The organism is Acinetobacter sp. WCHA45, from assembly GCF_002165255.2.
GTDB lineage: Bacteria > Pseudomonadota > Gammaproteobacteria > Pseudomonadales > Moraxellaceae > Acinetobacter.
On sequence record NZ_CP028561.1, the window covers coordinates 1,966,574 to 1,989,816 of the forward strand.

The 23,243-nt window shown below is 39.4% G+C and carries 19 protein-coding genes and 1 pseudogene; 8 read left to right on the forward strand and 12 right to left on the reverse strand.

All coding sequences use genetic code 11. From position 1 onward, the window contains the following. Positions 1–83: 83 nt before the first annotated feature. The 3 genes from trpS (at position 84) to CDG55_RS10870 (ending at position 3,906) form a co-directional block, all read left to right on the forward strand. Entirely contained in the window at positions 84–1,097 is a 1,014-nt protein-coding gene (trpS, locus tag CDG55_RS10860) for a tryptophan--tRNA ligase (RefSeq protein ID WP_004664430.1), read from the forward strand. Positions 1,098–1,521: 424 nt separating this feature from the next. Next, the gene (locus tag CDG55_RS10865) at positions 1,522–2,166 is read left to right on the forward strand and encodes a YqiJ family protein (RefSeq protein WP_087536943.1); all 645 of its coding nucleotides are present in this window, start codon (positions 1,522–1,524) and stop codon (positions 2,164–2,166) included. A 30-nt stretch (positions 2,167–2,196) separates the two neighbouring features. After that, positions 2,197–3,906, forward strand: coding sequence for a flotillin family protein (locus CDG55_RS10870; RefSeq protein WP_087536944.1), 1,710 nt, complete (start codon positions 2,197–2,199; stop codon positions 3,904–3,906). A gap of 119 nt (positions 3,907–4,025) precedes the next feature. Here CDG55_RS10870 and sucD read toward each other — a convergent pair whose 3' ends face one another. The 9 genes from sucD to sdhC form a co-directional block, all read right to left on the reverse strand. Next, complete coding sequence (sucD, locus tag CDG55_RS10875) at positions 4,026–4,916, reverse strand: succinate--CoA ligase subunit alpha (RefSeq protein ID WP_004664438.1); 891 nt, start codon at positions 4,914–4,916, stop codon at positions 4,026–4,028. Positions 4,917–4,928: 12 nt separating this feature from the next. Next, entirely contained in the window at positions 4,929–6,095 is a 1,167-nt protein-coding gene (sucC, locus tag CDG55_RS10880; protein ID WP_004664440.1) for an ADP-forming succinate--CoA ligase subunit beta, read from the reverse strand. Between the two features lie 136 nt (positions 6,096–6,231). Beyond that, positions 6,232–7,665, reverse strand: coding sequence for a dihydrolipoyl dehydrogenase (lpdA, locus tag CDG55_RS10885; RefSeq protein ID WP_087536945.1), 1,434 nt, complete (start codon positions 7,663–7,665; stop codon positions 6,232–6,234). Between the two features lie 59 nt (positions 7,666–7,724). Then, complete coding sequence (gene odhB, locus CDG55_RS10890; protein WP_087536946.1) at positions 7,725–8,921, reverse strand: 2-oxoglutarate dehydrogenase complex dihydrolipoyllysine-residue succinyltransferase; 1,197 nt, start codon at positions 8,919–8,921, stop codon at positions 7,725–7,727. Next, positions 8,921–11,761, reverse strand: coding sequence for a 2-oxoglutarate dehydrogenase E1 component (locus tag CDG55_RS10895; RefSeq protein ID WP_005161748.1), 2,841 nt, complete (start codon positions 11,759–11,761; stop codon positions 8,921–8,923). Before CDG55_RS10895 ends, odhB begins: the two co-directional genes overlap by 1 nt. Before the next feature lie 740 nt (positions 11,762–12,501). Further along, positions 12,502–13,212 (reverse strand): succinate dehydrogenase iron-sulfur subunit, encoded by a 711-nt coding sequence (locus CDG55_RS10905; protein ID WP_005161752.1) that lies wholly within the window; start codon positions 13,210–13,212, stop codon positions 12,502–12,504. Between the two features lie 14 nt (positions 13,213–13,226). Further along, positions 13,227–15,122, reverse strand: a complete 1,896-nt coding sequence (gene sdhA, locus CDG55_RS10910; protein WP_004664448.1) for a succinate dehydrogenase flavoprotein subunit — start codon at positions 15,120–15,122, stop codon at positions 13,227–13,229. Between the two features lie 12 nt (positions 15,123–15,134). After that, positions 15,135–15,500, reverse strand: a complete 366-nt coding sequence (gene sdhD / locus CDG55_RS10915) for a succinate dehydrogenase, hydrophobic membrane anchor protein (protein ID WP_087536947.1) — start codon at positions 15,498–15,500, stop codon at positions 15,135–15,137. Beyond that, on the reverse strand, positions 15,500–15,901 hold the full coding sequence (sdhC, locus tag CDG55_RS10920) for a succinate dehydrogenase, cytochrome b556 subunit (protein ID WP_087536948.1): 402 nt from the start codon (positions 15,899–15,901) through the stop codon (positions 15,500–15,502). Before sdhC ends, sdhD begins: the two co-directional genes overlap by 1 nt. 900 nt (positions 15,902–16,801) lie before the next feature. Between sdhC and gltA the strand changes: the two genes are divergently transcribed. Continuing rightward, positions 16,802–18,076: a citrate synthase gene (gene gltA / locus CDG55_RS10925; RefSeq protein ID WP_005161757.1), complete on the forward strand. Its 1,275-nt coding sequence runs from the start codon at positions 16,802–16,804 to the stop codon at positions 18,074–18,076. A gap of 72 nt (positions 18,077–18,148) precedes the next feature. On the opposite strand, the gene CDG55_RS10930 is transcribed toward gltA, so the two are convergent. Continuing rightward, positions 18,149–18,814, reverse strand: a complete 666-nt coding sequence (locus tag CDG55_RS10930; protein ID WP_087536949.1) for a YARHG domain-containing protein — start codon at positions 18,812–18,814, stop codon at positions 18,149–18,151. 69 nt (positions 18,815–18,883) lie between these two features. Between CDG55_RS10930 and CDG55_RS10935 the strand changes: the two genes are divergently transcribed. Then, a complete protein-coding gene (locus CDG55_RS10935; protein ID WP_087536950.1) occupies positions 18,884–19,540 on the forward strand; it encodes a DUF2306 domain-containing protein in 657 nt (218 codons plus the stop codon). Here CDG55_RS10935 and CDG55_RS10940 read toward each other — a convergent pair. Continuing rightward, positions 19,537–20,028 carry a DUF1289 domain-containing protein gene (locus CDG55_RS10940; protein WP_087536971.1) on the reverse strand — a complete coding sequence of 164 codons (492 nt, stop codon included), beginning with the start codon at positions 20,026–20,028 and terminating at the stop codon, positions 19,537–19,539. The two genes, CDG55_RS10935 and CDG55_RS10940, sit on opposite strands and share 4 nt — an antisense overlap. A 109-nt stretch (positions 20,029–20,137) precedes the next feature. On the opposite strand from CDG55_RS10940, the gene CDG55_RS10945 reads away from it, so the two are divergent. The 3 genes and pseudogenes from CDG55_RS10945 to tmpT all read left to right on the forward strand — a co-directional run bounded on the left by CDG55_RS10945 (position 20,138) and on the right by tmpT (position 22,522). After that, entirely contained in the window at positions 20,138–21,070 is a 933-nt protein-coding gene (locus tag CDG55_RS10945; protein WP_087536951.1) for a rhodanese-related sulfurtransferase, read from the forward strand. Between the two features lie 148 nt (positions 21,071–21,218). After that, positions 21,219–21,830, forward strand: coding sequence for a DedA family protein (locus tag CDG55_RS10950; protein ID WP_087536952.1), 612 nt, complete (start codon positions 21,219–21,221; stop codon positions 21,828–21,830). A gap of 47 nt (positions 21,831–21,877) precedes the next feature. After that, positions 21,878–22,522 (forward strand): annotated as a pseudogene (gene tmpT / locus CDG55_RS10955) (thiopurine S-methyltransferase). Positions 22,523–22,692: 170 nt separating this feature from the next. On the opposite strand, the gene CDG55_RS10960 reads toward tmpT, so the two are convergent. Beyond that, a complete protein-coding gene (locus CDG55_RS10960; protein WP_005161776.1) occupies positions 22,693–23,217 on the reverse strand; it encodes a YecA family protein in 525 nt (174 codons plus the stop codon). Between the last annotated feature and the right edge of the window lie 26 nt (positions 23,218–23,243).

Sequence of the window (23,243 nt, forward strand, 5' to 3'; positions counted from 1 at the left end):
CAATCGCTGACGAAAAATTTTTATTTCCCGTACAATAATATCAATCTTTATATTTATGAAACTACTGAATCTTGGAATATATCATGAGTAATGCTGATCAACGTCCAATCATCTTGACAGGCGACCGCCCTACTGGACAACTTCATCTTGGACACTTTGTTGGTTCATTACGCTCTCGTGTTGGTTTACAAGACAGTCATCATCAACACCTTTTATTAGCAGATGCTCAAGCACTCACTGATAATGCTGATAATCCAGATAAAGTCCGCAACAATATTCTTCAAGTTGCATTAGATTATTTGGCAGTTGGTATTGATCCAACCAAAACAACGATCTGTGTCCAATCATGCTTGCCTGCTCTCAATGAACTGACCATGCTCTATCTGAATTTTGTGACGGTTGCTCGTTTAGAACGCAATCCAACCATTAAGTCAGAAATTCAAATGCGTGGTTTTGAAAGAGATATTCCTGCTGGCTTTTTATGTTATCCAGTGGCCCAAGCAGCAGACATTACCGCATTTAAAGCGACTGTAGTACCTGTTGGCGAAGATCAAATCCCAATGATTGAACAAACCAATGAGGTTGTACGTCGCGTTAACCGCCAAATTGGTCATGACTTATTACCTGAGTGTAAAGCATTATTATCGAATATGGGACGCTTACCTGGTTTTGATGGTAAAGCAAAAATGTCTAAATCTTTAGGCAATACTATTGTGCTGAATGCTTCTGATAAAGACATTAAAAAAGCAGTCAACGCAATGTATACCGATCCAAATCACTTAAGAATTGAGGATCCAGGTCAAGTCGAAGGTAATATTGTATTTACTTACCTTGATGCGTTTGATCCAAATAAAGAAGAAATCGAAGAACTAAAAGCGCATTATCGTCGTGGTGGTTTAGGTGATGGTACGGTGAAAAAACGCCTAGAAGGTGTACTCAAAGAATTGATCCTGCCGATTCGTGAACGCAGAGCTGAACTTGAAAAAGATCCTGATTATATTATGGACATTTTAAAACATGGTACAGATAAATGCCGTGACATTACTCAGCAAACATTAGATGAAGTGAAAAGCGGATTAGGTTTGTTTAAATTCTAATTTACGTTACTTTAATCATAAAAAAGCCTAGTATTTAGGCTTTTTTTATTTAACCATTTGATTTGAGTTCAATTTAAGAACTTTTAACACCCATCTAAAACTAACAATTTTTATCACATATTAACATTTCTTAACATCCATTAACACTAGTTTACATGAATACCTATGAACTCTGTCAGGTTTTTTTGTACTATAGCCAAGTAGATCAGTAAACACTAATCTCATGACATTTCTCCTTTCAACCGAAACTGTTTCTGCAGATTCGTTGTTCACGCAATGACTACCCCAATCATTGCGTTTTTTTTGTTTTTAATAATATGAATGATTTGGGTTGAAATTAAATCAAGTTACATTTAATCTTATAAATGATTTATTTTTATAAAAATTTTCTTAATTATCTCTAAAAGAAATAAGAGTAATACAAATGATATGGGATTTATTAACACATCCATCAAACATTGTTTTTAGTATTTCATTAATGCTATGCCTATTTATAGGTGCTCTAGAATTAATTTTATTATTATTTAGCGGTAGTAGTAGTTTCATTGATCAATTTTTACCAGACAGTCTAGTTGATGTTGATCATGCCGATATTTCTATTGAACATACTAACGGTATTTTTACTCAGCTTTTAGAGTGGCTTTATCTAGGAAAAGTTCCTCTTCTCATTTGGTTAATTATCTTTTTAACGGTCTATTCACTCACAGGTCTCATTATTCAGGATATTTTTTTCCACTTAACCAAGCATTATTTATCTGCTTGGATCATTGCTCCTATGTGTTTATTTTTATGTATGCCACTAGTGAGAACAAGTGCAGCATTGATCAGTAAAATTATTCCAAAAGATGAAACCACAGCTATTCATAGTGATGAACTGATTGGTCGTACAGCACAAATTATTTTAGGACAAGCCACACAAAACTCCCCTGCTCAAGCTAAAGTAAAAGATCAATTCGGTCAAACCCATTATGTCTTGGTTGAACCTGAGTTAGATATTATTTTTTACCAAGGGCAAGATGTGATTTTAACCCAAAGAACAAAAATTGGATTCCAAGCAATTACTGCTTAATTTATATATTAATTTAATGAGGGATTTTAAATGTTGAGTTCAGCATTGACTGAAATTTTAATCATCACCGGTATTATTTTTGCAGCACTCATTTTTATCGGTGTTGTGATTGCTCGCCTATATACCCGTTCCAGTAAAGAAGTGTCTTTTGTGCGAACAGGTTTTGGAGGTGAAAAAGTTATTCTAAACGGAGGAGCAATTGTCCTCCCTGTTTTACATGAAATTATTCCTGTGAATATGAATACTTTGCGCCTCGAAGTTAAACGGGCAGCAGATCAAGCACTGATCACTCGTGATCGTATGCGTGTCGATGTCATGGCTGAATTCTATGTTCGAGTCAAACCTACTGGTGAATCAATTGCAACGGCAGCCCAAACATTAGGTCGAAAAACCATGTCACCTCAAGAATTGAAAGACTTGGTTGAAGGCAAATTTGTTGACTCTTTACGTGCTGTTGCTGCTGAGATGGCAATGGAAGAACTGCATGAAAAACGTGTGGACTTTGTACAAAAGGTTCAGCAAGTCGTTTCTGAAGATTTATCTAAAAATGGTTTAGAACTTGAAACAGTGTCATTGACTGGTTTAGACCAGACCAGTTTTAAATTCTTTAATCCACAAAACGCCTTTGATGCAGAAGGTTTAACCAAACTAACTGAAACCATCGAAGATCGTCGTAAAAAGCGTAACGACATTGAGCAAGATGCTGATCTGGCGATTCGTGCGAAAAATCTGCAAGCTGAACAGGCAAGACTACAAATTTCTCGTGAAGAGGAATATGCCAAGCTACAGCAGGAACGTGAAATTTCAATTCGCAAGGCCGAACAAAGTGCTGAAATTGCTGCTCAAGAAGCGGCTAAAAAGCGTGAAGCAGAAGAAGCCCGTATTGCTGCTGAACGTGAAGTTGAAATCAAACGTATTGCTTCAGCTCGTGATGTAGAAAATGAAAATATTCAAAAAGCACAATTGATTCAAAAAGCGCAAGTTGAGCAAAAGAAAACCATTGAATTGGCTGAACAGGATCGTGCCATTGCGATTGCTGAAAAATCTCGTGCAGAATCAGAAGCCAAAGCCCAAGCAGATAAAGCCCGTGCCGAAGCCGTAAAAGCCGAAGAAGAAGTTGTAACGGTACGTGAAACACAACGTGCTGAACGTCAAAAAGCGGTTGAACTAGTTGCAGCCAAACAGACTGCTGAAAAAGAAGCGATTGCAATTACCGTAGCTGCTGATGCAGGTAAGAAAGCCGCTGCTGATGAAGCAGAAGCTGTACGTATTGCTGCTGAAGCCGAAGCTGAAAAAATTCGCTTAAAAGCAAAAGGTGAAGCGGATGCTAAAATATTGCTTGCTCAAGCCTTAGAGAAACAATATCAAGTTGATGCGGAAGGTGCTCGTGCAGTGAATGAAGCTGCCAATACTCTTTCTGCCGAGCAAGTGGAAATGCAAGTTCGTCTGGCATTACTTAAACACTTACCTGAAATCATTCGTGAAAGCGTTAAACCAATGGAAAATATTGATGACATCAAGATTTTACAAGTGAATGGTCTAAGTAACTTTGCGGGTGGCGGTATTGTCGGCAGTGATACCATTGAAAATGGTCAAACCTCTTTATCTGACCAAGTGGTGAATAGCGCCCTACGCTACCGTTCACAAGCACCGTTAATTGATAGCTTAATGAGTGAGTTAGGTTTACAAGGCGGTGATATCAATGGTTTAACTCAAGGGTTGAAACCTAAAGCTGAATAAGTATTTTCGATCTATTAAGAGTCTTAGTAATAAGGCTCTTTTTTATGAAAATCAAAAACTTGATGAATAAAAAACCCCAATATTTCTATTGGGGTTTTTTAAGATCAAAATCTAACGAATTACGCTAAACCTTTCTCTTTTAACACTTGCAACATAGTAGAACCAAGCTCAGCTGGGCTACGTGTGTAAGCCATTCCCGCACGTTCAAATGCAGCGAATTTCTCTTCAGCAGTACCTTGACCACCAGAAATGATCGCACCAGCATGACCCATACGCTTACCTTTAGGCGCAGTTACACCAGCGATGTAACCGACTACAGGCTTAGTCACGTTAGATTTGATGAATTCAGCAGCTTCTTCTTCCGCTGTACCACCGATCTCACCGATCATGATAATTGCATCAGTATCTGGATCGTCTTGGAACAATTGAAGCGCTTCAATCTGGTTCATACCTGGGATTGGGTCACCACCGATACCGATACAAGTCGACTGACCTAAACCAAGCTTAGTTGTTTGAGCAACAGCTTCATACGTCAATGTACCTGAGCGTGAAATGATTCCGATACGACCTGGTTGGTGAATGTGACCCGGCATAATACCAATCTTACATTCACCAGGAGTGATCACGCCTGGGCAGTTAGGACCAACTAAACGAGTACCGTTACCGTTAGTTTCTAAGTAGCGTTTCGCTTTCAGCATGTCGATGGTTGGAACACCTTCAGTGATCACAACGATTAGGCCAACACCTGAATCAACCGCTTCAACGATTGAATCTAAAACGAATGGAGCTGGTACATAGATTACAGATGCATCCGCATTTGTTTCACGTACCGCTTCTTTCATCGTGTTGAATACAGGCAGTTCAAGATGAGTTGTACCACCCTTACCCGGAGTAACACCACCAACAACTTTTGTGCCGTAGTCTAAAGCTTGCGCAGAGTGGAAAGTACCGTTTTTACCAGTAAAACCTTGTACCAATACTTTAGTGTCTTTATTAATTAATACGCTCATGATTGATACTCCTTACGCTTTCACTGCAGCTACAACTTTTTCTGCGGCATCAGATAAACCATTCGCAGAAATTAATTTCAAACCAGATTCATCAAGTAATTTAGCACCTAACTCAGCATTGTTACCTTCTAAACGAACAACAACGGGTACAGTGACATTTACTTCTTGAACCGCTGCAATAATTGCTTCAGCAATCATGTCACAACGTACGATACCACCAAAGATATTGATTAAAACACCTTGAACAGACGTATCAGCAAGGATGATTTTGAACGCTTCGATTACGCGCTCTTTGGTTGCACCGCCACCAACGTCAAGGAAGTTTGCAGGTTGACCACCATAAAGTTTGATGATGTCCATCGTTGCCATTGCAAGACCAGCACCATTCACCATACAACCGATATTACCTTCTAGAGCAACATAGTTAAGATCAAATTCAGATGCTTTTAATTCACGCTCATTCTCTTGAGATTTATCACGTAAAGCAGCAACTTCTGGTAAACGGTATAACGCATTTGAGTCAATGCCTACTTTTGCATCAACACACAAAATTTCACCATTTTCACGTACTGAAAGTGGGTTAATTTCAAATAAAGCAAAATCATTTTCTACAAATGCTTGATATGCAGCTGTCATGATTTTAACAAATTGACCAACTTGTTTATCTTTTAATGCTAATTTAAATGCAACTTCACGTGCTTGGAATGGTTGTAAGCCAACAAGTGGATCGACTTCAACTTTAATAATTTTTTCAGGTGTTTCTTCTGCAACTTTCTCGATTTCTACACCACCTTCGGTAGAAGCCATGAAAGTAATACGACGGCTAGAACGGTCGACAACCGCACCCAAATAAAGCTCACGCTCAACTGGATATACATCTTCAGCAACAATAATACTATTTACTGGTTGGCCATTTGCATCTGTTTGATAGGTTACAAGACGCGTACCAATAATATTGTTTGCAAATTCGATAACATCTTCTTTTGATTTCGCAACTTTTACACCGCCAGCCTTACCACGACCACCAGCATGAACTTGTGCTTTCATTACAGCAAATTTACCACCAAGCTGTTCAAACGCAGCAACGGCTTCATCTGCATTTGTTGCCAAGATACCTTCCTGTACTGGCATACCATATTTTTTCAATAATGCTTTAGCTTGATATTCATGTAAGTTCATTCAGTTACCTACTATGTAGTTTATTGTCATACAGTCTAGATATATTATAAATTATAGACTGTTACAAGTTGAGTAAATGATTGTTTTTATTTCAACCATCATTAATTAAAAAGTGTGGCGAACCACACTTATTTTGTTATTTACGTTTACGTTGAATCGCATGGATGGCACGACCATCAACAGCAAGCGCGGCTTCATGTACAACTTCTGAGAAAGTTGGATGACCAAAAGTCATTAATTGTAGGTCTTCAATTGAAGATACAAATTCAAGTGCGATCATACCTTGATGTACGATATCAGATGCATTTGGACCCACAACGTGCATACCTAATAAACGGTCAGTTTTTGCATCAGCAACGAACTTCACAAAACCAGCAGTATCACCAGCAGCCAACGCACGACCATTCACCGCAAACGGGAATTGACCTGCTTTAACTTCGTGACCTTTTTCAGCAGCTTGTTCTTCAGTTAAACCAACCCAAGCAGCTTCTGGATGTGTATAAATAACGCTGATGATTGTGTCATAGTTCACTTGAGCAGCATGACCGTGAATACGCTCAACTGCCATTACGCCCTCTTCCATTGCTTTATGAGCAAGCATTGGACCACGTACCAAGTCACCAATCGCGTAAACACCTTCAACAGATGTTTGGCACTGATCATTCACATCAACCAAACCACGTTCAGTCAATTTAATGCCAGAATCTTCTGCCAATAAACCTTCTGCATATGCCTTACGACCTACACATACGATTAACTTGTCAAAAACTTGTTCTTTGTCTTCGCCAGCTTGGTTATATTTAACCGTTACTTCGCGGCCATTGGTTTCAGCACCAGAAACTTTTGCACCGATACGGATATCTAAACCTTGTTTTTTCAAGATTTTTTGATATTCCTTCGCCAATGCTTTGTCTGCCATTGGTAAGAAAGCATCTAATGCTTCAAACACAACAACTTCCGAACCAAGGCGACGCCATACAGAACCAAGTTCTAAACCAATAACACCTGCACCAATCACACCAAGACGTTTAGGAACTTCTGGGAATTTTAATGCACCAGTAGAATCAACGATTAAGTCTTCATCAACTGGAGCGACTGGAATATTTACAGGTACAGAACCAGTCGCAAGAATGACATATTTAGGTTCTAAAACCTGTACTTCACCTTCAAACGGTGTGAATTCTACTTTTTTACCTGCAAGTAATTTACCCGTACCTTGTAACCACTCGATACCATTACCTTTCAGTAATTGAGCAACACCACCCGTCAATTGATCTACAACTTTGTCTTTACGTGCCAACAAAGTATCTAAATCAAATTTAACTTCGCCAGTCGTGATACCGTGTTCAGCAAGCTCATGAATTGTTGCTTCATAACGGTGAGAAGAGTCAAGCAATGCTTTAGAAGGGATACAACCCACGTTTAAACATGTACCACCCAAAGATGGCTTACCGTTGTGAATACGTTTTTCGATACAAGCGACTTTGAAACCAAGTTGAGCTGCACGAATCGCTGCTTCATAACCACCAGGACCACCGCCAATGACAACAAGATCAAACTGTTGAGACATTTTTATCTCCAAAATCCCATATAAAGGATCACTTTATATGGGAGGCAATATATGTAGTATTAAAGATCAAGAATGAGTTTAGCTGGCTCTTCTAACAATTCTTTGATTGTTACAAGGAAACCTACTGCTTCTTTACCATCGATTAAACGGTGGTCATAAGAAAGCGCTAAGTACATCATTGGCAAGATTTCAACTTGACCATTTACCGCCATAGGACGTTCTTGGATTTTATGCATACCCAAGATTGCTGTTTGTGGCTGGTTTAAAATAGGTGTTGAAAGCAATGAACCGAAAGTACCGCCGTTCGTGATCGTGAACGTACCACCAGTCATTTCTTCGATCGATAATTTGCCTTCACGTGCTTTACCAGCATATGCAGCAATTCCACCTTCAACTTCAGCGTAGTTCATACGATCAGTATCACGAAGGATTGGCACAACTAAACCACGGTCAGAAGAAACAGCTACACCGATGTCATAGAAACCGTGATATACGATATCGTCGCCATCGATAGAAGCATTTACAGCTGGATAGCGTTTTAACGCTTCAGTTGCCGCTTTAACGAAGAAAGACATAAAGCCTAAACGCGCACCATGACGCTTTTCGAAAGCATCTTTATATTGCTTACGCATTTCCATGATTGGCTTCATGTTAACTTCGTTGAACGTTGTTAACATTGCAGTTTGTTGTGTCGCAGCCAATAAACGCTCAGCAACACGCTTACGTAAACGTGTCATCGGAACACGTTTCTCGATACGCTCGCCTACAGCAACGCTTAATGGTTGAACGGATGCAGCAGGTTTAGCTTGATGACTTGCAACGTCTTCTTTAGTGATGCGACCACCACGACCTGTACCTTGAACGTCAGCAGCATTGATACCAGTTTCAGATAATGCTTTACGAACTGCAGGCGCTTGGTTTTGATCAACTGCTTGAGTTGATGCAGCCGCCGCAGGGGCAGATGCAGCAGGCGCCGCTTCTGCTGGTGCAGCAGCTTCAGGAGCAGCGGCAGCAACAGCACCAGTTTCGAATTGAGCAATCACTTCGTCAGAAAGAACTGTATCGCCTTCACCTTTGATGATTGCAACTAAGCTACCATCAGCTGGAGCAACCACTTCTAAAACAACTTTATCGGTTTCAATGTCACAGATCACTTCATCACGTGATACAGGTTCACCTACTTTCTTGTGCCAAGTTGCGATCGTACCGTCAGCAACTGACTCTGGAAATACCGGTGCTTTAATTTCGGTTGCCATTATTTAGAATCTCCTGATTGTTCAACTTCAATCGCAAGTGCGTCATTGATAAGCTGAGCTTGTTGTTTTGCATGCAAGTATGGCGAGCCACAAGCAGGTGCGGCAGATGCGTCACGACCAGCATAGCTAATACGAATTTGTTTACCTGATTTAAGAACGTCTTCATATAAACGAGGAACGATAAATAACCAAGCACCTTGGTTCTTCGGCTCTTCTTGTGCCCAAACAAGTTCTTGAATATTTGGATACTGAGCCATAACCTCAGCTAAGCGTTGTTCTGGGTATGGATACAATTGTTCGATACGAACGATCGCAATATGGTTTAGACCAAGCTCACGACGTTTTTCGAGTAAATCGTAATAAACCTTACCACCACAAAGAACTAAACGAGTCACATCAGCTTTATTGATTTGATCAACTTCATCAATCACAGTTTGGAATGAACCGTTTGCTAATTCATCTAAAGTTGAAGTCGCAAGTTTATGACGGAGTAATGATTTTGGTGACATTACGATCATTGGCTTACGAATCGGACGAACCGCTTGACGACGCAATGCATGGAAAATCTGCGCTGGTGTTGTCGGTGTCATCACTTGCATATTGTCTTCAGCGCAAAGCTGTAAGAAACGCTCTAAACGTGCAGATGAATGTTCTGGACCTTGACCTTCATAACCGTGTGGTAACAACATGGTTAGACCACACACACGCTCCCACTTGGTTTCACCCGAAGCGATAAATTGGTCAATAACAACTTGTGCACAGTTTGCGAAGTCACCGAATTGAGCTTCCCAAACGATTAAGCTTTTTGGCAATGTCGTTGAATAGCCATATTCAAATGCAAGCACTGCTTCTTCTGACAACAAAGAGTCATAGACCGCAGTACGAGGCTGATTTTCTTTAATATGGCAAAGTGGAATATAAACCGAACCATCGACTTGGTTATGTAATTTGGCATGACGGTGCGAGAATGTACCACGCCCCACATCTTCACCCGTGATACGCACAAGGAAGCCATCATCAAGCAAAGATGCATAAGCTAAAGTTTCGGCAGCACCCCAATTGAGTGGCATTTCACCTGTTTGCATCTTCACGCGATCTTCGATCACTTTCTGAACTTGACGCTGTAATACAAAACCTTCTGGTAATGTATTCATTTTCAAACCAAGTTCTTTTAGACGATCGATGCTAAAAGTTGTATCCCAAATATCTGTGTATTCATGACCTAAATATGGCGACCAATCTACAAACATTTTTTTGTTTGGTTCACGAACTAAAGCATTAGCAACATGATTACCTGCTTCTAAGTCAGAGCGATAACCTTCAACCATGGCATCAGCACTTGCACGATCAAGCACTTTTTCTTGAACCAATTGATCAGCATACAACGTACGTGTTGTTGCTTTCTTGTTGATCACTTGATACATCAATGGTTGAGTTGCAGATGGTTCATCCGCTTCGTTATGACCACGACGACGGTAGCAGAACAAGTCTAAGATGACATCTTTACGGAAAGTATGACGGAAATCATGTGCAAGCTGAGTTACGAAAATCACAGCTTCAGGATCATCACCATTCACATGGAAAATCGGCGCCTGAATCATCTTCGCAACGTCAGTACAATACTCTGTAGAACGTGTATCACGCGGATCAGAAGTTGTGAAGCCCACTTGGTTATTGATCACGATGTGAACGGTACCGCCCACTGTGTAACCACGTGTTTGTGACATTTGGAAGGTTTCTTGGTTTACACCTTGACCCGCAAATGCAGCATCACCATGTACAATCACTGGAAGAACGTCATCGCCGCCAATATCTTTACGACGAACTTGACGCGCACGAACCGAACCTTCAACTACAGGGCCAACGATCTCTAAGTGTGATGGGTTAAACGCCAATGCTAAGTGAACTTCGCCACCCGGAGTCATTACGTTTGAAGAGAAACCTTGGTGATACTTAACGTCACCAGAACCTTTTTTATGTAGGCTCTTGCCTTCAAATTCACCAAAAAGATCCGCTGGATTTTTACCCATGATGTTCACAAGAAGGTTGAGACGACCACGGTGTGGCATCCCGATCACAACTTCTTTACAACCGACACTGCCTGCACGTTGAATGATTTCATTCATCATTGGAATAAAGGACTCACCGCCTTCTACACCAAAACGTTTTGCACCAACGAATTTATTACCAAGATATTTCTCTAAGCCTTCCGCAGCGGTTAAACGCTCAAGAAAACCTTTTTTCTGATCATTGGTATAGTTGAATTTACCGCGAGCACCTTCCAAACGTTGTTGAATCCAACGCTTTTCTTTGGTGTCGACGATATGCATATATTCCGCACCGATTGAAGAGCAGTAAATTGCTTCCATGGATTCAACCATTTCAGACAATGTTGCTTCTGCTTTACCAATTGCGAGGTTACCTGTATTAAATACAGTATCTAAATCAGATTTGGTTAAACCGTGTGCAGATAAATCAAGATCTGGAACTTCTTCGCGTTTCGCAAGGCCTAATGGATCAAGTTTGGCTTTTTGATGACCACGGTTACGATAAGCAGCAATCAGTTGTAATACACCAATTTGACGACGCTCATGTTCTGTACTTACAGTGCTTTGTACAACAGGTTGAACTCGGTTTGAATTACGACCCAAAAGGAGGAATTGCTCGCGCACACTGCCGTGTGGTTGATCACCTTTAGGGTATTTATCGAAATATTCACGCCAATCCTCTGACACTGAGGTTGGAGAAGTTAGGTACTGTTCGTAAAGCTCTTCAATATACGCTGCACTATCAGCGGAAAGTTCAGTGTCAAGACGCAGTGCGTCAGCAACTTCTTGCATTTTTGGACCCATTTCCTATTGCAAAAAATAATACAGGTTGCCTTTTAAGCACACCCATGATTCATAGTATCAAATTGGTAACATGACACTACTACTCAAGATCATCCAACCTTGAGACATTATCACTACACATCAGGAGTATTCCTTTTGATGTAATAAATGAGCTATACACTTTCAATTCAAAGCACATAACTCATCCTTATACTCGATAAAATCGAGCAATTTTTTGCAAACCATTTTAGAAAAATTAACAAAAATATTAACTTTTCTAAATTGACTTTAACCCAAACTATACCCATACAATTGGTAAGCATTAGAGCGATATAACATCAGGAATATGCTTATTTTTTGCTTCGGGTCGTGGCAGAAATCGTAACATGTTCTCATGTACGAATTGATTTTTTTGACACATACCATCTATAAAGCAGCGAAATACACATTCTTCATTATATTCTAATATACCGCCCTTTTTATAATTGTTGCACCCTTATCGACCAAAGTTAAAGATTTTCTACAATTCTTGCACAAACATTATGCAGAGCGCCTAAAAATAGATCATTCATTTTTCCTATTCATCCAAGTCATTTTTATTAAGCTCAAAATTTATAAATTTCAACACTCAATAATATTTTTTAAGGACTCGATAATAAGCCTTGCACCTCCCAACACAAAAAAGGATTTAAACAAAATAAAAAAGGGAACTTTTAAAAAGTTCCCTTTTCACATGTCAGAAAACTGTATTAACCAGCTTGGTCTAACAACATATTACGAATGTGACCAATTGCCTTCGTCGGGTTTAAACCTTTAGGACAAACTGATACACAGTTCATGATCCCTTTACAACGGAACAAAGAGAATGGGTCGTCTAAACGAGCCAAACGCTCTTGTGTTGCCGTATCACGAGAGTCAATAATAAAGCGATAAGCATTTAGCAATGCAGATGGTCCGAGGAATTTATCAGGGTTCCACCAGAATGATGGGCATGATGTTGAACAACATGCACATAGAATACATTCATACAAACCATCAAGATGTTCACGATCTGCTTGAGACTGTAAACGCTCTTTTGCTGGTGCAGGCTGATTGTTAATCAAGAACGGTTGGATCTTGTCATATTGATCATAGAACTGGTTCATGTCTACAACCAAATCTTTTACCACTGGTAAACCAGGTAAAGGACGGATCACAATCTTCTCTGGTAAATCGTTCAAATTCCACAAGCACGCTAAACCATTTTTACCATTGATGTTCACACCATCCGAACCACAAATACCTTCACGGCAAGAGCGACGGAATGTTAATGACTCATCTTGTACTTTCAACGCAAGTAACGCATCAAGCAACATACGGTGCTTATCGGTTAACTCAAGTTTGAAAGTTTGCATGTACGGCGCTTTATCCTTATCAGGATCATAGCGGTAGATTTCGAATGTACGAGTACCTCTACTCATCTTTGTTCTCCCGATTAGAATGTACGTGGCTTAGGTTCAATTGCTTCAACCGTTAATGGGCTGAAACGTACCGGCTTATATTCAAGACGGTTGTCTGATGAATACCATAAAGTATGCTTCATCCACTCATCATCACGGCGACCGTATGAATAAGTTGGGTGATCAGGTGCTAACTCATAGTCAACAACTGTATGCGCACCACGACATTCTTTACGTGCAGCAGCAGAAATCAAAGTCGCTTTCGCAACTTCATACAAGTTTTCAACTTCCAATGCTTCAACACGTGCAGTGTTAAATACTTTAGATTTGTCTTTCAAATGAATGTTACGAACACGTGGCTCAATCGCAAGAATTTCTTTTACGCCTTTATCAAGCAATGCTTGAGTACGGAATACACCTGCGTGATCTTGTACGATGTCACGGATTGCATCAGCAACTTCTTGCGCGTTTTCACCCGTCGTTGAATCATCTAACTTACGAATACGCTTTAATGTATTTTCCAACACATCAGTCGGAAGCGGTTGATAGTCATCACCATGATGTTTAGTCACGTAGTCAATGATGTGTTCACCCGCTGCTTTACCAAATACCACAAGGTCAAGCAATGAGTTTGTACCTAAACGGTTTGCACCATGTACTGATACGCAAGAACATTCACCGATCGCATAGAAACCTTTTACTGGTTTCACATAGTCACGTGTACCTTTATAAGAATACTCTTTAGTATCTTTATCATAGTGCGCAGAGAATTCACCCTCTTCAACACCGTGTGGTACAACCACTTGACCATGAATATTGGTCGGAATACCACCCATTTGATAATGGATTGTTGGTACAACTGGAATTGGCTCTTTGGTACAGTCAACGTTTGCGAACTTCTTACCAATCTCAAATACAGATGGTAGACGTTTCATAATCGTTTCAGCACCCAAATGCGTCATATCTAACAAGATATAATCCGCCTTAGGACCACAACCACGACCTTCTTTAATTTCTTGGTCCATTGAACGTGATACGAAGTCACGTGGCGCCAAGTCTTTTAAAGTTGGAGCATAACGTTCCATGAATGGTTCGCCGTCTTTGTTACGAAGGATACCACCTTCACCACGACAACCTTCAGTTAACAATACGCCCGCACCCGCAACACCCGTTGGGTGGAATTGCCAGAATTCCATATCTTGTAATGGAATACCTGCGCGAGCAGCCATACCAAGACCATCACCAGTGTTGATATAAGCATTGGTTGATGCACGATAAACACGACCAGCACCACCAGTAGCAAATAAAGTCGCTTTCGCTTGGAATACTGCAATATTACCTGTTTCTTGGTCAATTGCGGTTACACCAAGAACATCACCTGCTTCGTTACGGATTAGGTCTAATGCAATCCATTCAACGTAAAACTGAGTACCCATTTTTACGTTACTTTGATACAAAGTATGAAGTAATGCATGACCTGTACGGTCAGCAGCAGCACACGCACGCGGTACAGCTTTTTCACCGTAGTTTGCAGAGTGACCACCAAATGGACGCTGATAGATCGTACCATCTTCGTTACGGTCAAACGGCATACCTAAGTGCTCAAGCTCATAAACAACTTTTGGCGCTTCACGTGTCATGAACTCGATTGCGTCCTGATCGCCTAACCAATCCGAACCTTTAACCGTGTCATAGAAGTGATAATGCCAGTTATCTTCTTGCATGTTACCTAACGATGCACCAATACCGCCTTGAGCAGCAACAGTATGCGAACGTGTCGGGAATACTTTGGTCAATACTGCAACTTTTAAACCAGCTTGAGCAAGTTGGTAAGAAGCACGCATACCAGAACCACCACCACCAACAATAACTGCATCGAAAGTGAGGTTTTGAATATTTGAATAATCTTCTTTAGGGTTAATTGCGCCCATGATCTCTTCCTATCAATTTGCCCAGAAAATCTGGATACCCCAGATTGCGTACACGAACACTGAAATAATGACAGCTGTAGTGAGTACAAGGCGTAAACCTGAAGCCGAAGAACCCATTTGACGAGTCGTTACATAATCAGTAAAGACTTGCCACATCCCAATCCAGGCATGTGCAACGAGCGATAATACGGCCAACAAAGAGAAAATCTTCATTGGCAGAGTCAACATAAAGCCAGCCCACTGTTCATAGCCAAATCCGCTGTTGCAGAGAATCCAGCCAAACAGAACAACAGTATAGGCAGCCAATACAACCGCACTCACACGCTGGATATACCAATCGCGAGAACCTGAACCTGTTAAACCTGTAGCACTTTTCATCAGAACATAATCCATACGAAAGCTGCGATAATTCCAAGCGCAGACAAGATCAATGAAATAGTAGCTGCGATACGACCGCTTTGTAATTCTTCCGCAAAACCCATGTCAGCAAGCAAGTGCTTGATTCCTGCAATAAAGTGGAAAATTAACCCAGCTACAAATACCCATACGATGAAACGTACAATGATATTTCCGAAAACGACATTTTTAACGTAGTCAAATCCTTCTGGTGAAGATAAAGATTTATCCAAAATCCACAAAAGAACAGCGACTAATAAGAAAACGATTACACCTGATAAACGGTGTAGAATTGATGCAATAGCCACGGGTGAGCGTAAATTTACCGCTAACACCTGACCCATGGACAAATTGACAGGTCTGTTGCTTTTCACAGCGGGCATCCTGTAGGTAGAAACTCCATCTGGAGTTTGTTTGAATTAATTCAAAGGAAAGCTGGCATAGTCAGGCAAGCATAATGCACGCCTAACCTATATAACGACAACGAATTATAAAACGTGAAATATCAAAATACAAACAATCAGTTTTCGCTTTAGTCGAAAATCCAATGAAATAAGAATCATTCACATTTAATGCGTGTTTAAGCTGCGTTGGAAACAGCAATAAAACCCAATATATTACTGTTATATAAAAATAAAATATAAGTTATTATTTTTTAGTTTACTAAATTTTTTGTCAAAATTATTTCTAATATATTTCAATAACACTCCACTTAATGTCTAAAAATTAATCAAAAAATACAATCTTAAATATAGGCGAAAATAATACCCCTCATTTATATATTAAATATCAGGGATCAATAATCTGTTTCCTCACACCAATTAGCCACAAAAAATAAGCTATTTTTTATACAGTTAATCGCACCATAATGAATCAATTATGACTCAATATATAAAACTTTTAATCTATTTTTTAATGGATAGTTAATTCTAAACCCTGAGATATATAGGCTTTTGAATTGTGGTAAGTATTTATTTTTTAAGCACCAAAATATAACTCGGATAAAAATTTACTTACAATTGTACTGGTGCTTCATTTTTTTTATGCACCTCAAACCTGATTTGACATATTATACTCGACCGATGCTGTGATTTTACTCAATTTTTTCTTTGATACTAAATGACTAGTTGACTGCAATAACGTTATTTTTTATCCCTAAGTATAATTGACAAAATTTTAGTAGCCACTAATCTTATAGCAAATTTTGACACCGTCTGATTCGCACATGACAAGATTAGGATTTCGAGTCAGATAATCATTCACCAGGACAGGAGATCTATTGAATGTCTGCAGCAACTGGCAAAAAAGCCGTATTACAGCTTGATGGCAAAGAAATTGAATTACCAATTTACAGCGGCACATTGGGCCCAGATGTAATTGACGTTAAAGATGTATTAGCATCTGGTCATTTTACTTTCGATCCTGGTTTTATGGCGACAGCTGCTTGCGAATCTAAGATCACATTCATTGATGGTGACAAAGGTGTGTTATTACACCGTGGCTATCCGATTGATCAATTAGCGACTCAAGCAGACTATTTAGAAACTTGCTACTTATTATTAAATGGCGAGCTTCCAAATGCTGAACAGAAAGCAGAATTTGATGCTAAAGTTCGCAACCACACTATGGTTCATGACCAAGTAAGCCGTTTCTTCAATGGTTTCCGTCGTGATGCTCACCCTATGGCAATCATGGTTGGTGTAGTAGGTGCGTTATCTGCGTTTTATCACAACGGTTTAGACATCGAAGATGTTAACCATCGTGAAATTACTGCAATTCGCTTAATCGCGAAAATCCCTACGCTTGCAGCGTGGAGCTACAAGTACACTGTAGGTCAACCATTCATTTACCCACGTAATGACTTAGGTTATGCAGAAAACTTCTTGCACATGATGTTTGCTACGCCTGCTGATCGTGACTACAAAGTAAATCCTGTTCTTGCACGTGCAATGGATCGTATCTTCACGCTTCATGCTGACCACGAGCAAAATGCATCTACGTCTACAGTTCGCCTTGCTGGTTCTACTGGTGCGAACCCATATGCATGTATCTCTGCTGGTATCTCTGCACTTTGGGGACCTGCTCACGGTGGTGCAAACGAAGCTGTACTTAAAATGTTAGATGAAATTGGTAGCGTTGAAAACGTTGCTGAATTCATGGAAAAAGTAAAACGTAAAGAAGTGAAGCTTATGGGCTTCGGTCACCGCGTTTATAAAAACTTTGACCCTCGCGCTAAAGTAATGAAGCAAACTTGTGACGAAGTTCTTGAAGCCTTAGGCATCAACGATCCACAATTGCAGCTTGCTATGGAACTTGAGCGTATTGCATTGAACGACCCGTACTTCGTAGAGCGTAAGCTTTACCCGAACGTAGACTTCTACTCAGGTATCATCTTAAAAGCGATTGGTATCCCAACAGAAATGTTTACTGTAATTTTCGCTCTTGCACGTACTGTTGGTTGGATCAGCCACTGGTTAGAAATGCACAGCGGTCCTTACAAGATCGGTCGTCCACGTCAGCTTTACACAGGCTCGACTCAACGCGACATCAAACGTTAATTTTATTTTTAAAATTAATGTTAAAAAAGCTGCCAAATGGCAGCTTTTTTATGCACAAAAAATAGAAATATCTTAACGCCCCCAATCTATATCTTTTGCATAAGGTTCGACCATTTTAATCCGCCTGATATTTTCTTTTTCAATTTGAGTTAGACGTGTATCCACATTGGTATAGCAAGGCATATACCAATCATATTGCGAAAATGTAGTTGCCCAATTTTTATTCTGAAAAGCATAACCATGACGTGCATAAATTTCATTACGCATATATTGCAACTGCCCTAAAGGCACTTGTAAATCAGCATCTTTCAACAAACGCACCGAAGCATCAGGAAATTCACCTTGCCCTTTTGCATATTTACATTGCTGTGCATTTAAACTAAAAAATTTAGGTTTTACCGTTTGACTTACAGACAACCATTGCGCTTCAATCGGTGAAGTATTCCCTTTATAATTCAATACGAATCGACCAACATCCACACCTTGCCCAACCTCATTCAAGGTTAATGTATAATTTGAATCAGTTTGCTTAATTTTCCCTTTAAAATTTAGTTTCTTACCATTCAAAACACTATAACCATTAACATCATTACCTTTTTGCTGCATAAACAAAGAAATTTTTTGTTCATCGTTATATAACCCTGTCCATGAAGGTGCTATTTGAGCGGGCTGTGCTAAAGTCAGCGGAGTGCTTGATAAAATAGCAATCGCAATTAATAATTGTTTAGGTTTATTCATTTTAATGTTCTCATCTAAAAAGACTATTTAAATTATTTTGCTTGCACAGCATATCAGTGATCAATATTTATGTGGAAAATACTCAACCGATTCTCTCAATTGATCATCATATTAGTTTTCGGCTATCTATCTTGGTTAATGCTTAAAATCTGCCTGAATTATTTCCCTTGGTCGGATAGCACCAATTTTTTAGTTCTTAAGCAAGATGTCGTACACTCTCAGCCTTGGCGCTTTGCATTTCAAACTCATGTTATCACTAGCAGCTTGGTATTATTGGCGGGTTTTACCCAATTCTCAAATTCAATTCGTAACAACACACCACGTTTACATCGCTATGCGGGCTGGCTTTATATTATTGCAACACTTGGAGCCGCCTTGCCTAGCGGCTTCATTCTTGCAATCTCAGCAAATGGAGGTCTAAGTACTCAAATCTGCTTTGTCATTCTTGGATTATTATGGGGAACAAGTACCCTATTTGCACTTTATTATGCTTTTGAAAAAAAATGGATTGCACATCGTAACTGGATGATTCGAAGTTTTGCTTTAGCATTATCTGCATTAAGCTTAAGAACATGGAAACTTGCACTTTACCAAATTCAACCCTATTGGGATTGGCTTACACCAATCCACATTTATCAGCTTGAAGCATGGCTGGGCTGGACGATCAATGTATTAATTGCTGAAATGGTTATTTATTGGCTAACTTTTCGTAAAAAATCTTTTTAGATCTCATCTTCTTCTAAGGCACGTAACAAGGTTGCACTGATACCATCTGCACGTAACCATGCCAATTCATAACTCGCCTTCGCCAAAGCCAGCACACGTCGCTCAAACTCATCCCAAATGGGTTTAACCTGTGACTCTGTAATACCAAGCCCACTATCATGTGCCAAATGCTTATTCTTCTCGCAAATTTTCAAAGCATGATACAACTTCCGCCCTGTCGTTGCTGTCTCTAAGACACGAATATGTTTACTGTGAATAAAACCTTCAATATGTTGAAGATTCGCATGAGGTAGCAAAGGTACTAATATTTGATTCAATTGTGCATCCAATCGCCTCCAAACCATGAGTCTTTGCTCAGACGTGTAGGTGTTCCACTGAATCACTTCATGATTAAAACGTCGACAACCACGACAAACCAGATCACCAAATACCGTTGAGCAACGTCCTGCACAGGGGGTCAATGATGGAATTCGACGATCGTTACTCAAAACCAACTCCTTTAAAACCATATTTGTTTTATGGCTTTCTCGCTTATTTTCAGATTTCACGCTAAAATGTGCGCCTTATTTTTCTATCTTAATACATTTGGAGTTATCCATGAACGCTACTGTAGAACAGCTTGCACCTGTAGAACAGCAAGCGACCAATAATTGGGTTGTTGCGGCGCTATATCAATTTAAAGAAGTTTCAGATGCAGCAGACCTGCAACAACGTCTTTTGAACTTAGTGAAGAGCATCAATTTATGTGGAACTCTGATTGTAGCGTCTGAAGGAATTAATGGAACTGTTGCTGGCGACCGTGCCGCGATTGATACCGTTCATCAATTCCTTTTAAACGAAGGTTTCAATGCAATGGAATATAAAGAGTCTGAAAGCTCTGAAAAACCATTCCGTAAAATGAAAATTAAACTTAAAAATGAAATTGTCACTTTAGGTGTCGACGTTAAGCCACGTGATTTAGTTGGCCACTATCTTGATCCTAAAGAGTGGAATGATCTGATTAGTCGTGATGACGTGATCCTGATCGACACTCGTAATGACTATGAATACAAAGCGGGTACATTTAAAGGTGCGATTGATCCGAAAACTGAAAGTTTCCGTGAATTTCCGGAATATGTAAAACAAAACCTTGAACAACATAAAGACAAAAAAATTGCGATGTTCTGTACGGGCGGTATTCGTTGCGAGAAATCAACTTCTCTCCTTCTTCAAGAAGGCTTTAATGAAGTTTATCATCTCAAAGGCGGTATTTTAAAATATCTAGAAGAAACCCCTGCCGAAGAAAGTATGTGGGAAGGTGAATGCTTTGTATTTGATGGTCGTACTGCGGTGACTCACGGCGTTGCAGAAGGTGAAAATATTAAGTGTCACGCTTGTGGATGGCCACTTACTAAGGTTGAAGCTGAATTACCAAGCTATGAACACGGTGTGTCTTGTGTTTACTGTATTGATAAAACTACGGATAAACAAAAAGCTGGCTTCCGTATGCGTCAGTCACAAATTGCAGCGGCAAAACGCAAACGCCTATAAATAAGTATAAAGATTTAATCAAAAGCCTTAGCTCAAACTAAGGCTTTTTTTTTATTTTAATCATCAAAATTATTAACCAATACATCATTGAGAGTTATCTAGACAAGCATTATTCTAACCCCTAACTCACAAATCACATTTAGGCGCTATGGGACTGGAAGGCTGGGTATTATCCATCATGGAGAAACTAGGATACTTGGGTATCGCATTTTTAATGTTTCTTGATAATATTTTCCCACCAATTCCATCCGAAATCATTATGCCATCCGCAGGCTATACTGCGGCAAAAGGTGAACTGACTTTAATCGGAGTGATTATTGCTGGTAGTATCGGCTCACTTCTAGCCGCGGCATTACTGTATTGGATTGGTAGAAAGATCCCGCAACACCACCTTTTTACTCTTGTCGAACGCTACGGAAAATACCTACGTATTAGTGTTGCTGATCTTGAAAAATCATTGGCTTGGTTTGAAAAATATGGGCATAGGATCGTTTTTTTTGGTCGTATGGTACCTGCAGTTCGCTCTTTAATTAGTATCCCAGCAGGTATGAGCAAAATGCCTTTTAGTAAGTTCATGGCTTACAGTGCTGCAGGTACAATTCTTTGGACCACTCTTCTTGCCTATGTTGGTTATCATTTTAGTGAAAATCCAGCATTGATGAGTGCTATTACACAGCGTATTGGCACTATTATTTTAGCTATTGCAATAGCATACGTACTTTGGTTCTTAATCAAAAAATTCTATTTATCAAAAAAATAGTAGATGACATTTTCAACTCTATTTAAATGGATACTGAGGTTCAAATAATGCAACATGATTTTTGGCATGACAAATGGCAAAACAATAATATTGGTTTTCATCAAGACCAACCTCACGCCCTACTCACCCAATATTTTAGATCATTAGATTTAAAGCCTCATGCTCGTATTTTTGTTCCACTTTGTGGTAAAAGTTTAGATATAAGCTGGCTAATCAATCAGGGTTATCAAATAGTTGGTATTGATCTTAGCCCTATTGCAATCCAAGATCTTATTTCAAATTTAGGATTGAGCTTTAAAGAGGCATAATCAGGTGAATTGACTCACTATCAACATCCTCAAATTGAATTATTCGTTGGTGATTTTTTCCAGTTAACAGCACAACAACTTGGTGATGTAGATGCTGTTTATGATCGAGCTGCCCTAATCGCTCTTCCACCGCAAATGCGAAGCCAATACACACAACATTTGTTAGACATTACAAAACAAGCACCTCAGCTATTAATTAGCCTTGAATATGATCAAAACTCACTTAAAGGACCACCATTCTCCGTTTCTGAACATGAATTAACTGAGCACTATGCAACGCATTATCAAATTAAATTATTGGAAACAATAACAGAGAATCTTAAGGGTAAAGTAATCGCCTATGAAAATGTTTGGTCTCTGGGCAAATCACCACAAATAGATTAAATAGCGAAGAGAAATATAAAAGCATTGAATAGTGATCTCCACTTGATGCTTCCTCAATCACAAAAACCTTAACTCCCAAACGAGATATAAAAAACGTCCTCTAAAGGACGTTTAATATTTAATTTGGTGTCAAATTATGCATTACTTTTGTAACTGCATAAGATGTAGCATCACGCTGGCGTGTGATACATAAGATAAATTTCGTTCAAATTATCAGGAATTTCTTCTGCTAATTCATCCATCAATTGACCATTGCGGCGGAAAGATTCCATTTGTGGATCTTCTTCATCAATGCCACTAAACACCATAATTGGTAAAGTTAAATCAACCAATTGTTCTTCAAACTCTGGAGCAAACCATGCCTCTTCATTTAAGAACATTGCATCAACAAAACCAACGCTCCAATCACCTAAACTTGAATCAACATCTGCTTCTTCAATTTCAAAAGGGAATTCAATTCCGTTTTCATTGGCTAAATCTTGGCGAATAGACTCTAACCAAGCTTTGATTTGTTCAATGATTTCACTAGGAACTTTCTTTTGATTACTCTCAAAAAGCTCATCCAACCAACGATCAAATTTTGGACCAACCGCAATAGCACACAAAAAGCCATGAGTCGCTGCAAAATCTAAACCGTGCTCATTTTGATCACCGTCAAGAAAATTACTCAATAAGTCTAAATCTAATGTGCTCATTTTATGATCCAAATTTTAAATACACG

Coding starts and splice junctions, on each gene's coding strand:
- sucD (WP_004664438.1), bottom strand. CDS start 4,916: ATGAGCGTATTAATTAATAAAGACACTAAAGTATTGGTACAAGGTTTT.
- CDG55_RS10895 (WP_005161748.1), bottom strand. CDS start 11,761: ATGCAAGAAGTTGCTGACGCACTGCGTCTTGACACTGAACTTTCCGCT.
- CDG55_RS10935 (WP_087536950.1), top strand. CDS start 18,884: ATGTGGAAAATACTCAACCGATTCTCTCAATTGATCATCATATTAGTT.
- CDG55_RS10905 (WP_005161752.1), bottom strand. CDS start 13,212: ATGAGTAGAGGTACTCGTACATTCGAAATCTACCGCTATGATCCTGAT.
- CDG55_RS10870 (WP_087536944.1), top strand. CDS start 2,197: ATGTTGAGTTCAGCATTGACTGAAATTTTAATCATCACCGGTATTATT.
- gltA (WP_005161757.1), top strand. CDS start 16,802: ATGTCTGCAGCAACTGGCAAAAAAGCCGTATTACAGCTTGATGGCAAA.
- sdhD (WP_087536947.1), bottom strand. CDS start 15,500: ATGAAAAGTGCTACAGGTTTAACAGGTTCAGGTTCTCGCGATTGGTAT.
- sdhA (WP_004664448.1), bottom strand. CDS start 15,122: ATGGGCGCAATTAACCCTAAAGAAGATTATTCAAATATTCAAAACCTC.
- CDG55_RS10865 (WP_087536943.1), top strand. CDS start 1,522: ATGATATGGGATTTATTAACACATCCATCAAACATTGTTTTTAGTATT.
- trpS (WP_004664430.1), top strand. CDS start 84: ATGAGTAATGCTGATCAACGTCCAATCATCTTGACAGGCGACCGCCCT.
- CDG55_RS10960 (WP_005161776.1), bottom strand. CDS start 23,217: ATGAGCACATTAGATTTAGACTTATTGAGTAATTTTCTTGACGGTGAT.
- CDG55_RS10950 (WP_087536952.1), top strand. CDS start 21,219: ATGGGACTGGAAGGCTGGGTATTATCCATCATGGAGAAACTAGGATAC.
- CDG55_RS10945 (WP_087536951.1), top strand. CDS start 20,138: ATGAACGCTACTGTAGAACAGCTTGCACCTGTAGAACAGCAAGCGACC.
- sucC (WP_004664440.1), bottom strand. CDS start 6,095: ATGAACTTACATGAATATCAAGCTAAAGCATTATTGAAAAAATATGGT.
- CDG55_RS10930 (WP_087536949.1), bottom strand. CDS start 18,814: ATGAATAAACCTAAACAATTATTAATTGCGATTGCTATTTTATCAAGC.
- odhB (WP_087536946.1), bottom strand. CDS start 8,921: ATGGCAACCGAAATTAAAGCACCGGTATTTCCAGAGTCAGTTGCTGAC.
- sdhC (WP_087536948.1), bottom strand. CDS start 15,901: ATGCCCGCTGTGAAAAGCAACAGACCTGTCAATTTGTCCATGGGTCAG.
- lpdA (WP_087536945.1), bottom strand. CDS start 7,665: ATGTCTCAACAGTTTGATCTTGTTGTCATTGGCGGTGGTCCTGGTGGT.